Consider the following 14,031-nt stretch of genomic DNA (forward strand, 5'->3'; position numbering starts at 1 on the left):
CAAAGACTTGCTGTATTAACATAATCACAAATCTACTCCACAAGGATTACCTCTTCTGGAGTTACAACAAATACCTCATCACCAGCCTCTGGCTCAAGTATGTAGTTACCTGTAAACTCTCCAAAGGCAGGTAAAATAAGTTGGTTCTCTTTTTTAAAGAAACAAGGCAACTTCATTACTTGCCTTCCTAAACCCTTTAGTCTAACCCCAGGGTGTATGTGGCCACAAAAATTAAAATACCCCTCACGCTCCTCAGGGATGTGAGTGAGCAAAAATGTATCAATCACCCGCTCATCAAATATTTTTATACCTAATTGCTCAAAGCGCTCAGGATTTATGATGTCGTGATTACCGGTAACGAGTGTAATCTGAACTGCTTGAGCATTGACCCATTTTTCAAAATAAAGCCATTCTATATTTATTGCCGAGTGAAAAAGATCTCCCAAAAAACAAACCTCCTTGGGGTCACAACAAGAAATAGCCTCGTCTAGTAATTCAAAATTCTTGAGTATAGCTTCTTGCGGTACCGCGCTACCGTGTTTTCTAAAATGAGCCACCTTGCCTAAGTGTACATCTGCAATAAAAAGAATCTCTTGTTCCTCCCAGAACATTGTGCCCGTAGGTAAGAGTGTAAATATGTTGTTATGAATGCTCGTTTTTGTCACCTTACAAAGATACAGCACTCCATCTTTTACACGTATCTTTATCACGTGCAAACTCACTATGATTATATCATTCTAGGCGCTGGCCTTTCCGGACTTACTACTGCCTTACGTATGGCAAGAGATCCCTTTTTTTCAAAAAAGAGTATTGCCATCATAGACCAAGACCTTAATAAAAGTAATGACCGCACTTGGTGCTTCTGGGAGATAGAACCTTCTATGTATGAAGCGATCGTTTCATATTACTGGCCTTCGGTTTTAATAAAAGGTGAGGGAGTGCATAGTCATATCGATATTGCGCCTTACACGTATAAAAAGATAGAAAGCGCTGGATTGTACGCTTTCGCGAAAGCGGAATTATCGCAACATAGCAATATCACGTTTATAGAAGCATCTGTTAGCACTATAACCACACTAGATGGGAAAGCAACAGTAACTACAGACATAAGTATATTTGAGAGTCCTGCGGTACTTAATAGCATTTATAAACCCAGCCTGCTCAAGGAGCAAACGCAAGCTGTTGTACTACAGCAACATTTTATAGGATGGTTTGTCAAGACCGAAAAACCTGTTTTTGACCCAAAACAGGCTACATATATGGATTTTAGCATTCCTCAGGAGGGAAATTGTAGATTTATGTACGTTTTACCTACATCTACCACAGAGGCACTTTTAGAGTACACCCTGTTTTCTGAAAAGCTCCTCTCTAAAGCCGAATATGAAAATGCTATCAAAACTTATCTCAAAAATCTAGGTGTAGAAAACTATGAGATTATAGATCGTGAGCAAGGAAGCATCCCTATGACTACCTATGATTTTACACAGCACAACACACCGCACGTACTACACATAGGAACTGCAGGAGGCTGGACAAAGGCGAGTACAGGGTACACATTTACCCACACGCTCAAAAAATCAAAGGATCTCATCACTTTTTTAAAAACCGACAGCAGGTTTACAACTTATAGCCTTGCAAACAGGTGGCGCTTTTATGATGCTGTATTACTAGAAGTGCTGGCAAAACATAACGAGCAAGGCGCCTCAATTTTTACCCGAATGTTTAAAAAGGGAAAAGCTGCTCATATTTTTAGATTTCTAGATGAAGAATCATCCCTCGCAGATGAATTAAAAGTGGTGTTAAGTGCACCAAAAATTCCCTTTCTTAAAGCCGCTTTAAAGGTTGTTTTTAAATAGCGAGTTACTTGATTACACTTGCTAGTTGGCTCAAATCATCTACCACATAATCTGCCTCTGGCACAAGTGGGTACTGCTGTTTTCCTGGCCTATTTATAAAAGCGGTTTGCATACCTACATTTTGCGCTCCGGCAATATCCCAGCCGTGTGCAGCAATCATCAATGCATTTTCGGGTAGTACACCCATAGTAGTCATTGCCCAGTTATAAACTTCTGGGGCTGGTTTAAATTTTTGAACGGGCTCACAACTAAGCAAGGTATCAAAACAATCTGCAATACCCGCAAATTCTAGTTTTTCTTCAAGGCCTTTTTGTGAAGAGTTAGTGAGCGCTACAAGTCTAAAACCTTGTTCTCTTAATGCTAGCAGCGATGTTCTTACCTCGCTATAAGGCTTGAGCTTTTTAAAAGGTTTTATTACAGCAGCTTCTGCTTGCTGTTTTGTGAGTGTGATATCATTACCAGCAGCTACCATCTGTAGTGCGGCTACGCCTATCTCGCCAAAATCTTTATAAGCCTCAATCGTATTTGCCACGAGTGAGTAATGCAATAAGGTGCTAAACCATAGCGAGACGAGCTCTCCTCTATCATCTAGTGCAGTGGTGATTTTTTCTTTTAAGAAACTAAGATCAAGAAGTGTCTCATTTACATCAAAAAATAGGGTAGATGGCTTTTTCATTATGTCTTTTTAAACAAAGTTAAGCAGCCACAACGCAAAGAACTCTTAAAGAAATAGTAAGATTACATACCGCGTTCCTTCTGGATTTGCTCGTAAGCCTCTTGTACATTACGGAATTTTTCTTCGGCGCCGGCTCTGTAGGCTTCGTCCATATCCATAAGTTTATCTGGGTGGTATTTTTTTACCATTGTTCTAAAGGCTTTCTTTACCTCATCATTACTAGCAGATTTATCTATCTCTAAGATTTTATAGGCACTGTCTGCTTTCTTAACAAACATATTTTTTATACTCTCAAAATCTTGATGATTTATTCTAAAATATCCAGCAATAGTACCTAGTACGTTTACCTCTGGCTGGCTCACGTGACCATCTGCTTGTGCAATACCAAATAAGAAGTGTAAAATTTGTAATCGTACCTCATAGCGAGTACGACTATTGAGATAGGTACATATACGCGTGGCAGAGACCTCCCTATCCTTTATTACTGTGTTAAAGGTTCTAAACGTAGCATTTGCACGTTCCTTACCATACGCTCTTACAAAGTATTGTCTAGCGTAGTCTAGCTCGTTCTGACTTACCTTCCCGTCTGCCTTAATGACTATAGAAGCAAGCGACAGCAAGTTGAGCTCAAAATCTCCTGGAGAAACACTTTGCTGTGTAGCTTGTTCAAAAACGGTTTTAAAACGCTGGCCTGTACTACCGCCTTGACCCGTTTTTTTACCCTGGTCCATAAACATATCTACAGCACTACCTAGAAAGTATCCTATTACAGCTCCAAAAAATCCACGTCCCAAAAAGTAACCTACTACAGCACCTATATATTTAATCATACTTACATTCTATTCTTATCCCGCAAATTTACGGGTTCTAACCATTAGACGTGAGGACTATTTAATTGTTACGCCATCCCGCCATACTTACCGCCTCCCCTGTATGTCTATAATCAGACTGTGTAATAATCTGCCATTTTTTCCGTCTTATTATCAAGGTATGCTTTTTGTATATTTGTACTCAAAATAAATTGATTATGTATCCACCAGATTTAGTAAAACCAATGCGTGAAGACCTTACCAGAAATGGCTTCACAGAATTACATACAACAGAAGACGTACAAGCTGCAATGAAAAAAGAAGGTACAACCCTTATGGTTGTAAACTCTGTTTGTGGTTGTGCTGCTCGTAACGCCCGTCCAGCGGCTGTACACGCAGTTCTTAATGGTAAGAAGCCAGATAACATCTATACTGTATTTGCAGGAGTAGATGGAGAGGCTACAGATCTTGCTCGTTCTTTTATGGTACCTTTTCCTCCATCTAGCCCATCTATGGCACTTTTTAAAGACGGAGAGCTAGTACATATGATAGAGCGTCACCACATTGAAGGAAGACCTGCAGAGATGATTGCAGAAAACCTTATGGATGCTTTTGAAGAGCACGCAAGCTAGTACAACACTTCTTGTAACAATACGAAGACCGCTTTTATAGAGCGGTCTTTTTTTATACACGCTTTCGCGAAAGCAGACTTGTTACTCTCCATAAATCTCACGAACTTTAATCCATATTTATAGCATTATTAAATTATAGTATGAGCCAACAGCAAATTCTTATAGAAAACACCATCACCTTTGTAAAAGCAACCCTAGCAAATGCCGAAGGTGGTCACGACTGGTTTCATATAGAACGTGTTTATAATAATGCAATGCACATTGCAAAAGGTGAGCTTGTAGATGAGCTCGTAGTTGCATTAGGAGCCTTGCTACACGATATTGCAGACTCAAAATTTTTTAACGGAGATGAAACCGTTGCGCCAAAAATGGCAACCGAGTTCCTTATAAGTCAAAACTGTGACAGCGCCGTTATAGAGCACGTGGTACAGATTATAAAAAATATCTCTTTTAAAGGCGGTAATAAGGCCCAAGAGTTTACCTCGCCAGAGCTAGATGTTGTACAAGATGCAGACAGGCTAGACGCTATAGGTGCCATAGGCATTGCTCGTACGTTTAACTATGGCGGTTTTAAAAACCGCAAACTGTATGACCCAGAGGTCAAACCACAGTTAGATATGACTGTAGATGAGTATAAAAAGAGTACCGCTCCTACTATCAATCATTTTTATGAGAAACTACTCTTACTCAAAGACCGTATGAACACAAAGACCGGAAAAAAAATTGCCGAAAAACGTCACGCTTATATGGAAGGTTTTTTGGAGCAATTCTACCTTGAGTGGGAGGGTTCAAAATAAACCTAGCGAGCATTTAATAAAAAAGCCCTAAGCATTATAAGTGCTTAGGGCTTTTTAACTCTTACTAAAATATTTATTTAAGATGCGTTGCAAAGAAGCCCATCATCGCTTTATACAGCTCAAGGGTGTTTTCTTCTTTACCAAAGCCGTGGCCTTCATCATACTTTACCATATAAGGCACCTCAACCCCTCGTGCTCGTAGTTGTGCTACTATTTGGTCTGCCTCATCTATATTAACCCTAGGGTCATTTGCTCCCTGTACCACAAAAAGAGGTTTTACAATTTTATCTACGTGTAGTGCAGGAGATACCTCATCCATTATTTTCTTCTCTTCTGGCTTGTTTGGGTTATACCAGATGGTATGTAGCATATCACGGTACTTCTCCCAGTAAGCCGGTATCGTACCCATAAAGGTGTGTAAATTACTCACCCCTACATAGTCTACACCGCAGGCATATTTTTCTGGTGTTTTTGTCATACCACGCAGCACGGCATAGCCACCGTGACTTGCGCCATAAATGGCTACTCTATCTTTATCTATTGCTCCTAGGCTTACCACATAATCTACACCATCTTCTACATCATCCATCGCTTTGCGGCCTATCTGGCCAAAACCAGAGGTATAAAACTCCTTACCATACCCTCCAGAAATTCTAAAGTTTACGTGCAAGGTTGCATAGCCACGACTAGCAAAAAGTTGTGCCTCTGCATTAAAACCCCAACTATCACGTATACCCTGAGGCCCACCGTGGGGATTTACAATCATAGGCACTTTTTCTCCCTTTGCGATATCATTAGGCAAGGTGAGATACCCGTGTAAGGTCACACCATCTCTACTGGTAAAAGTGATAGGCTCCATAGCAGCCATATCTTCCTCCTCCAGTTGTGGGAGTATTTTATAAAGCAAGGTAACTGTATCCTTTTCTACATCATATAAATGATACTCACCTATAATGCGGTCACTAGTTACTACGACCATCATTTTATGCTCATCGTCTGTTCTTCCTACTACATAAAAATCTTTGTCGCCAAAATCTTTTTGTAAACGTGCCTGCACTTTTTTATAAGTTTCACTTACAGGTACAATGACTGCCTTCTCTCCGTTATGCGAGTAGTAATCAATCTCGTAATTGCGCTTTCGCGAAAGCGTAATCCCGCTCACATCATACGTATCATCTCTATACATTGTCTCGAGCACCTTATTTGCCTTTAAGTCGTAACGTTGTATTTCTATCTTATCTGTCTCGAGATTTGAGATTACATATGCCGCATCTGGATTATCTGAAGCATAATCAAACCGAATAATACCAAAGGACTCTCCAAAGGGAACTTCCATTATTTTTTTGAACTCGCCATCTACATTATAGAAGAGCTCCATATCGACACCGTTTATAATTTTTGAGATAGCTCTTAGGTTTCCATCTTTGTCAAAATCGTATCCAGCCACAGGGTTATCTCCTTCCTTTACGGTATACAGCTTCTCTATAGCACCCGTTTTAATGTTGAGTTTATAAGGCTCTTCTTGCGCAGGGTTATCCTTATTCATCTGCACAATAACGTGGTCTTTATCTTCTTTGAGCGTGGCAAGTACGCCTACACGCACATTATCAAAAGGCGTGAGCTCCTCATTACCACTACCATCTAAGTTTACGCCAAAGAGGTGGTAATTTTCATCACCGCCCTTATCTTGAGAGTAGACTATTCTATCTGGGCTCGCCCAGAAGTAGCTACGTATTAGATCTTCTTGCTGCTCTACAAGCAATAGCTCCTCTTGAGTGGTTGTGTTTTTTAAAAACAAATCACGTTTACCGTCCTCACGACGCTTCATATAGGAGAGATAATTTCCGTCTGGAGAAAGTTTAAAAGCGTACGCCTCTGGCGTCTGAAAGTAATCTTCTACTTTGTATTTAAAATCACCATCTTCCTGAGCGATGAGTTTTGCAAGATTTGCTGCGGTAGATGGGAGTGCTGTATTACCTGGTAGTGTTTTTTCTGTCTTCATTAAATCTGTTTGGTATAAGGTATCAAGATATGTAGACACCTAAGATTTGTTCTTCTTTAAGAACAACAAGATACTCGATTTTAAAATGCTTAGCTGTTATAAAAATCTTATTTTCTAGCATTAAGAAGTGTGCTCGTATAAGCATACAAAAAGCCCTCAAAAGAGGGCTTTACAATATAAAATTAAGACTTAGGGTTTACATCGTCACTTTACCAAGTGTCACTTTATCCACCTGCTTAAATAGTTTTATAACACGCACCTCCTTTGTTTCTTTTGGAGTCCCATAATTGCGATATACTGTGTATTTTAAAAATGGAGGTAATACATAATCACCCTCATTGCCTAGATACTGTACATTAATTAACCACTCTCCAGCAGGAGCGTCATCTATAATAAACTCTTCGGTCTGAAAACCTTCCTTTTGTTCGGCTTTAAGGCGGTCTCTGGTTTCTTCTAGCGTGTGTGTCCACTTAAAGAACTTCTTTTGTGGGTTTACAAACTGAAACTCAAAAGGAACCGACTTGTCAGACCAATCTATGGTCATACGCATATCTACCTTAAAGTCTGTGCGTAGCCACTCATTAGGCAATCTACTATAATCTATTTTATCTTTATGTAATGCAACTAGACGGCTCAACTCACTGCGCAGTGGCTTCTCTAAGCCGTTAAAGTTTACGCCCATTATTTGCTCTCCCAGCATATTTATGTACAACTCAAGTGCCTTATCATACTGCTCATCATTTTGATAAGACAGTGCTAGATCTCGATAAGACTGAGACTCACTTGGAGCAATTTTTGCAATGCGCTCATTTACAAGCACGATATTTCCCGTATCATTTACTAGTTCATATAGATATGACAGTGTACGTAGTGCCTTTGTATTATTACGAGCGATATAGGCAAGGTCTGAGCGCACCTCATCTGCAAGTTTTGGGTCTATGGTTTGAAAATACTGTGCGGCATCTACATAATACTCCAGTGGTGACTCTTGGGTACGAGACAACTTCTTGTAAAGTGCAAATTGCTGTTGCGGGGTTCCGCTTTCGCGAAAGCGTAAAATATACGAAGGCAATGCGGTGTCTATACTACCAGTAACATCACCCGTATACTCGTTACCAGAAACTAGAGCGCTCTGTTTATTTTTGGCAGCCTTTGCCTCAAAATTTGCTTCTTTGGTTTTTATAAGAAAAGCCCCTCCTGCTGCAAGCGACCCATAACGAGAGGTTGCGACCACAGATTTAAGTACCGAGATATTGTCTATCTGGTTTACATCCAAAAATGATGGAGGGTCTTGATATGGAGTTCCATTTACAATCCATATAGGAGGTACTTCGTTTGTAAGAGATTGTGAGCCGCCACGTATTTTGTAAGTTGTTGCTTGACCTGTGAGTAGACCACTGTTTACCGTCACGCCACTTACCTTACCCTTTATGAGCTGGTCTAGACTAGTGTACCCAGCACTATAATTTCTTGTACTAATCTCTCCCGTGGCATAGCCTATTTTATCACCACTGGTTTTACCATAAGCGGTCTCTACCGTGTTATCTACGCGCTCACGCCCTTCTAGCACGACCTCATCTAGGTCATTGCTTTTTGAAGTTAAGGTAATAGCACCCATATCTTGAGTTTCTATCAACACCTCTTTTGTAAACATAGCCGGTGCACTCACTACAAGGACATCATCTATAGCTGCGGTGATGGTAAAACGGCCATTTGCATCTGTATATACCTCGTTAAAGGTGCCTTTTTTTGTGATTGCAGCTCCCTTTAATGGTTTTGCTCCTGAGGTTATTACTCCCGTCACTTGTACCGCAGTAGCAGAGCGGTCTTCTATCTCTTCTGTATAATCATTACCGGTTACAAGGGCAGATTTAGGTTTTTTATCTCTATTCTTAAAATCTGCTAAGCTCTGAGTTGTAACATCTATTAATCCGTTAGGAGTTGGTATGCCATACTTTGTTCCAGCGGCTACTGATTTTGTTATCTGTATCATTGCTATACTAGAGGGAGGTATCTCTTCTAAAATAGTAGGCTCCCGTAGAGCACCATCAATGATAACAGCGTATGGTCGTCCACCTCGCGTATTATCAAAATATCGCCCAGGATATCTCCCTCTCAATACCATTCCAGCAAACTTTCCATTCATCACATCTATGAGACTTGAATACCCTTTATTTTCAAACTCCTCTTTAAATAATACATTAGACGCAAAACTACTTTTGCTCCTTATCGCATCCTTTTTCTCGAAGAGTTTCTCCCTTGCGGTTTTAGCTCCATTTAAGACTACCTCGTCTAGTAAATCACTACTGGGTAATAAATTTACCGTATACTCCTCTTTATCTGTAACCGCAATCTCCTTTGTAAACATCCCTAGGCTAGAGATAATGAGGATATCTCCGTTTTTTGCTGCGAGATTAAAGGTTCCATCTGCCTTTGTGTAAGCAATTTCTAGGGAGCCCTTACGTACAACCTCTGCTCCCTGTAATGGCCCTTTGGGACTTGTTACCACACCTGTCACTTGTAACGCAGTAACAGAGCGGTCTTTTACCTCTTCTGTATAATCATTACCGGTTACAAGGGCTGTGTTTTTAATAGCATCTTTTCTATAACTCTTTGTAGTTACCAGTACTTGTAAGCCTCGGTCTCCTTCTCCACCATATTTAATATTTGTAGAAAGTGGGTTGTCTTTTATAATTACAGAGAGAATCTCATTATCTGGAATATATAATGGTATAGGTTGTCCTTGTCTCACCATTACCCCATTTACAATCCAATTAGGTCTCTTACCAAAAATGGTGACTACCTCACCCCTTTCTGTATAACTAACCTGTACACCTTTAAAATTCTTTCTTAATACGCGTTCTAAACTTTGTCCATCTGGTGTGATGTCTTTATCTGTAATATAAAAATCTCCTAAGCTCGTTATGCCTCCTGGCATATTAGGCTCATTTGTACCTTCTATAATTTTATCACCTGCAAAAATTTTCTCACGACTTGCAGTAAGCACCACCTCCTCTAGTTGATCACTACTAGGTAGCATTTTTATATCATAATTATTTTGCTCTTGTACCGCTACTGCCTTAGGAAACATCCCTAGCGCTTGTACAAGTAGTATATCTCCAGCTGCTGCTTCTACTTGAAAAGCACCATTTGCATCTGTAGTATATTCTTTTAAATCTCCTTTTACTACGATGGTTGCTCCTTGTAATGGTCTCCCTAAGCTTTTTACGGTTCCAGATATTTTTTGAGTAAGTGACGTTATCTCACCAGAATATATGCGGTTTGTGCGATTTACTGTTGGGGTTACATTCTCAACAACTGGTGCTTGAGCAACTGCTTTTTTTACAGTGCCAGAAGTATACTTAGCCAGTGCAGCGAGGTATTGCTGGCCTTCGGTAGTTTGTACTGTGGTAAATGGTACAACTGGAATATCTTGATTTGCATTAAGTTTACCATAGTTAGGCACTCCATTTGAGAGTAATAAAACGGCATCTGCACCTTCTAGACTGAGTATGCTATAATTAGACGGGGCATTATAGGTTTGCTGGGTTACGCTTTCGCGAAAGCGGTCCATATCTCCATCCCACTTTTTCCAAACCTCCGTTCTTATGATATCCTTATTAAACACCTCAAGGGTAACCATAGGCTCATTAAGAGCTGCCAAATATTGTTTTACAAAGGCAAGTTCTTTATTGAGGTTGCGATCTTGCATACCCTCAGAGATATCCCAAAATATCTTGAGATGAGTAATTGCTGGGGTTTCTTGTGGTGAGCCCTTTTCTAAAACAATAGCGCTAGATCTATTGAGCAAGGCTCTCACATCTGTCGCGTTTAAGTGTATGGTTTCAAAACCTGGTGCAGATACGAAGAGCTGGTCTGTGTCTGAGAGGGTCTCGTGATATTTCTTATAAGAAAAGGCTCCTTGGGCATTGCTCGTGACCCCCACGCCTTGATTTGTGATACCTATTTTTGCATTTTCAATAGGCGTTTTTGACCCCGCTGCGACCACGGTTCCTCTAAAAATGGTTTGTGCATTGAGCGATAAGCTTCCCAGCAATAGGCAGGCAATGATGTATACATTAGTTCTCATAGTTTGATGAATTGATGATGAAATTATCTATTGTCACTTTGCTAGTGATTTGAGCTAGCGGGATGATTTTTACTTTTTTCTTTTCTGTGTCTGTCGCATAATCCTCATAGCTGGTGTAGGTAAGGAAAGGTGTGGTCTTAGTAATCGCTGAGTCTGCCACGTAATTAAGGTTAATTATCCAATTGCCTTGTGATAAATCATCTAGCTCAAACTCTTTTACAAGAGTCCCTGTCCTAAGTTGTGAAGCCATTACTTCTTGATTTTTATACATTGTATGATCCCAAGTAAAAAATTTACCTTCTGGATTTACAAATTGTATTTCAAACTGAGCAGATGGATCTGACCACTCAAACACGAGACGTCTCTTTTTTGAAAAAGACACATCAAGAAGTGACTGTGGCAAATCTGTAAATGACACCTTAGACTTATGCATTTTTACAAGTCTTCTTAGTTCATTTTCGGCAGTTTCTTGAATGCTTTCAAAGTTGACTCCCTCAAGTTGATTTGCTAGAATAGTTTTATACTCCTCAAAAGCAGCTTGATAATCACCGTTACTATCATATGCTTGTGCAAGATCTAGGTATGACTGCACATCACGAGGTGCTATGCTTTTTATATGCTTTACTACAGACACTACTTTATCATCTAGTCCTAACTCTTGAAGTGCAAAAGTAGCGGTGCGCAATGCTTGTTTATTTTCTGGTGCAACAGCAATAATACTGGTAACAATACGCTCTGCAAACTGTGCGTCTTGATCTTTAAAGTAATTATAAGCATCCATATAAAATGAGATGCCAGGGTTAGTGCGTCTTTTAAGGAGATTAAAATACACTTCTTTACTATCCTCTAGACTTGACCCTTGCTGTAATGCTTTATAGGTGTTAGATACTACACGAGCGTTTTCAAAAACTGGCACCTGCTCTATATAGGTATTACCCGTTGCTAGTGCAGATGCCTTTTTCTTTGCCGCCTTTGTGGTTGTGTTACCCGTTTTTGTTTTAATCTCTATAACACCTCCAGCAGCGATACTACCATAAAGTGTTGTTGCGATAAGAGATGAATTTGTATTTATAGATTTTACGTTTTGCATATCTAATTGTGGGAGCTCTGTAGCATCTGTTTGATTATAGATAACGCCATCTATAACTATAATAGGTGGTTGTGGTGTTTCGATAGAGTTATAAAATGTTCTCGGAAAGATGTAGACTTCCTTACGGGTAAAAACGTCTAGTCTTACCTCTACGCCTGCCTCTCTTCGTAATACTTGTCCCAGTGTTGTATACTTTGCTGTAATTTCTTTCTCATCTATGAGGTTGTTTTTGTAGCCTACGGCATCTTCATTGCGTAAACCTTGCGTAGTTTGTACTAGCACCTCTTCTTGTTTCTTTGAAGTCAGAATCACCTCATCTAGCACATCATAGGTCGCAATCATTTTTACATTATTCCTGCCTCTTTCTCCTACTTTTATGGCTTGGTTTTCCATACCAGGGAATGAAATTTCTAATATATCTCCAGGGGTTGCAGCAATGCGATATGACCCATTTACGTCTGTCTCTACGGTTCTAAAAGAGTTTTGCAATGTCACTTTTGCGCCCTGTAGTTTTATTTCTCCTTGTTTGCCTTGATAACTTACCCCACCCGAAGCAAAAGAAGTAGGCAACTCCTGTACAGGTCGATCTTCTATAAAGTGCGTATATCTTTTTATTAGATCTTTCTTGTCCTCTAGTGAGGCATCAAGAAAATCGCCATCAGTAAATAGAGCCAGGTCCTCAAGACTCTTTTTATTTGCATCATAGTTACTAGAAATAACAAATACAGGGCAGGGAAAGCTAGGTGTTATTTTAGAAATCACTGTTTGTCCTTGAGTTACTAAAATGACAGCGGCACTCTCTTTTAATTCTGGCCTAGTGAGGTTTTCAAAGTTTGCAGATCCCACGTAGGCTGTGTTTTTAAGATATGATATTATGGGTGCGGCCTTCCCTTTATGCATATAAAAGGTTTTTACCTCTTCATAACCTTGAGAAAATTTTATCACATCTACCTGAGCTTCTTTTGTTTTTTTGAGGAGATCACTCACTAGTGCTATATCACTTTCAAGGTTTCTATTTTTATGCACTGTAGATGCGTCCCAGTAGAGTGTAATCATACTTGGAATATCCCTTTTTTCTGGACCACTCCCTTTACGTGCTGGGTTTGAAACGTCAAGTCTAAACGCCATAGCGGTATTCTCTACTGGCTTAAAGTGATCTTGGCTTTTGTAACGTATAAAGGAAGTACCCTTACTCATACTACCCGCTAGTGAGAAGCCTATCTGTCTTCCATATACCTTTAGGAGTTCTATACCCACAATGATATTACTGTGCACATAGATTCCATAATCTTCAAGAGGTATAGAGACTAGACCTTGTTTCGTAGATATGGTGTGTTTTATACTTTGTGATAAGAGATTTTGCCCCACAAGGCCGTAGTGATTTACATCATACACATTTACACGCACAAGGAGACTGTCTGCCCCATTTTCTAAAACCTTAAACTGGAGGTTGTGAAGTTTTGTGTTTTTACGACGTATTTTAATTTTAGTAGTAATCTCTCCTCCTAGTCCTTCTACATCTTTCCAGTACCCTATAATTCGGTCGTCATAATCTAGATCACCTACGGTACTTTTAGTTCGTTTTGTTTCTCCTACTATGACCTCATCTAGGCTATATGGTTTCGCTTTAAGCGAAATAAAAAAATCTTTTCCTACCTGCTTAAGCACATCATTTTTTGAAAAAATTTGTGGCTCATAACCTATTACAGATACCTGAAATTTATCTGTAGCCAAAAGTAAACCTGGCGCAAAGCTGAGGCTAAAATTACCGTCAACATCAGATACAGTTCCTATAGCTGCACCCACAAAGCCTATGTTTGCAAACTCTACTGCTCTTTTGGTTTTATTATCTACAATTTTTCCCTTTACGGTAACGCGAGATCCATATTGCGAATAAGAAGTGCTTAAAAATGTAAGAACTAAGAAAATAAAGCAAATGTACTTTTTAATCATCTGTTTGGTTTTTAGATAATTAAAGATACTTAAATGTCGGCGTTGTAGGGTATAACCGATAAAGGCTTACTTTTTTTAAAGCAAGCCTTTTTTGAAAGATATATCTTACAATTTTAAGATATCGGT

At 39.5% G+C, this 14,031-nt stretch carries 9 protein-coding genes; 3 read left to right on the forward strand and 6 right to left on the reverse strand.

The window, feature by feature from the left end; genetic code table 11:
* Positions 1-32 precede the first annotated feature (32 nt).
* On the reverse strand, positions 33-665 hold the full coding sequence (pdeM, locus tag Q0948_RS05080; protein WP_298349445.1) for a ligase-associated DNA damage response endonuclease PdeM: 633 nt from the start codon (positions 663-665) through the stop codon (positions 33-35).
* Here pdeM and Q0948_RS05085 point away from each other — a divergent pair.
* A complete protein-coding gene (locus Q0948_RS05085; RefSeq protein ID WP_298349447.1) occupies positions 645-1,856 on the forward strand; it encodes a lycopene cyclase family protein in 1,212 nt (403 codons plus the stop codon). The two genes, pdeM and Q0948_RS05085, sit on opposite strands and share 21 nt — an antisense overlap.
* A 4-nt stretch (positions 1,857-1,860) precedes the next feature.
* On the opposite strand, the gene Q0948_RS05090 is transcribed toward Q0948_RS05085, so the two are convergent.
* Both Q0948_RS05090 and Q0948_RS05095 read right to left on the reverse strand, forming a co-directional pair.
* On the reverse strand, positions 1,861-2,532 hold the full coding sequence (locus Q0948_RS05090) for a haloacid dehalogenase type II (protein ID WP_298349450.1): 672 nt from the start codon (positions 2,530-2,532) through the stop codon (positions 1,861-1,863).
* A gap of 62 nt (positions 2,533-2,594) precedes the next feature.
* Positions 2,595-3,362 carry a TerB family tellurite resistance protein gene (locus Q0948_RS05095; protein ID WP_298349453.1) on the reverse strand — a complete coding sequence of 256 codons (768 nt, stop codon included), beginning with the start codon at positions 3,360-3,362 and terminating at the stop codon, positions 2,595-2,597.
* A gap of 197 nt (positions 3,363-3,559) precedes the next feature.
* Here Q0948_RS05095 and Q0948_RS05100 point away from each other — a divergent pair, with 197 nt between their 5' ends.
* Both Q0948_RS05100 and Q0948_RS05105 read left to right on the forward strand, forming a co-directional pair.
* Positions 3,560-3,973: a BrxA/BrxB family bacilliredoxin gene (locus Q0948_RS05100; RefSeq protein WP_298349456.1), complete on the forward strand. Its 414-nt coding sequence runs from the start codon at positions 3,560-3,562 to the stop codon at positions 3,971-3,973.
* A gap of 140 nt (positions 3,974-4,113) precedes the next feature.
* Positions 4,114-4,770 carry an HD domain-containing protein gene (locus Q0948_RS05105; RefSeq protein WP_298349459.1) on the forward strand — a complete coding sequence of 219 codons (657 nt, stop codon included), beginning with the start codon at positions 4,114-4,116 and terminating at the stop codon, positions 4,768-4,770.
* Between the two features lie 73 nt (positions 4,771-4,843).
* Here Q0948_RS05105 and Q0948_RS05110 read toward each other — a convergent pair whose 3' ends face one another.
* The 3 genes from Q0948_RS05110 to Q0948_RS05120 form a co-directional block, all read right to left on the reverse strand.
* A complete protein-coding gene (locus Q0948_RS05110) occupies positions 4,844-6,772 on the reverse strand; it encodes a S9 family peptidase (protein WP_298349462.1) in 1,929 nt (642 codons plus the stop codon).
* 196 nt (positions 6,773-6,968) lie between these two features.
* Positions 6,969-10,862, reverse strand: coding sequence for a carboxypeptidase-like regulatory domain-containing protein (locus Q0948_RS05115; RefSeq protein WP_298349464.1), 3,894 nt, complete (start codon positions 10,860-10,862; stop codon positions 6,969-6,971).
* A complete protein-coding gene (locus Q0948_RS05120; protein ID WP_298349467.1) occupies positions 10,852-13,905 on the reverse strand; it encodes a carboxypeptidase-like regulatory domain-containing protein in 3,054 nt (1,017 codons plus the stop codon). The genes Q0948_RS05115 and Q0948_RS05120 overlap by 11 nt, the downstream gene beginning before the upstream one ends.
* Between the last annotated feature and the right edge of the window lie 126 nt (positions 13,906-14,031).

It is taken from the genome of uncultured Dokdonia sp. (genome assembly GCF_947496725.1).
GTDB lineage: Bacteria > Bacteroidota > Bacteroidia > Flavobacteriales > Flavobacteriaceae > Dokdonia.

Bases quoted from the DNA above. Each gene is read 5' to 3' on its own strand.
- Q0948_RS05085 (WP_298349447.1), top strand. From the start codon at position 645: ATGAATGCTCGTTTTTGTCACCTTACAAAGATACAGCACTCCATCTTT.
- Q0948_RS05090 (WP_298349450.1), bottom strand. From the start codon at position 2,532: ATGAAAAAGCCATCTACCCTATTTTTTGATGTAAATGAGACACTTCTT.
- Q0948_RS05095 (WP_298349453.1), bottom strand. From the start codon at position 3,362: ATGATTAAATATATAGGTGCTGTAGTAGGTTACTTTTTGGGACGTGGA.
- Q0948_RS05100 (WP_298349456.1), top strand. From the start codon at position 3,560: ATGTATCCACCAGATTTAGTAAAACCAATGCGTGAAGACCTTACCAGA.
- Q0948_RS05105 (WP_298349459.1), top strand. From the start codon at position 4,114: ATGAGCCAACAGCAAATTCTTATAGAAAACACCATCACCTTTGTAAAA.
- Q0948_RS05110 (WP_298349462.1), bottom strand. From the start codon at position 6,772: ATGAAGACAGAAAAAACACTACCAGGTAATACAGCACTCCCATCTACC.
- Q0948_RS05115 (WP_298349464.1), bottom strand. From the start codon at position 10,862: ATGAGAACTAATGTATACATCATTGCCTGCCTATTGCTGGGAAGCTTA.
- Q0948_RS05120 (WP_298349467.1), bottom strand. From the start codon at position 13,905: ATGATTAAAAAGTACATTTGCTTTATTTTCTTAGTTCTTACATTTTTA.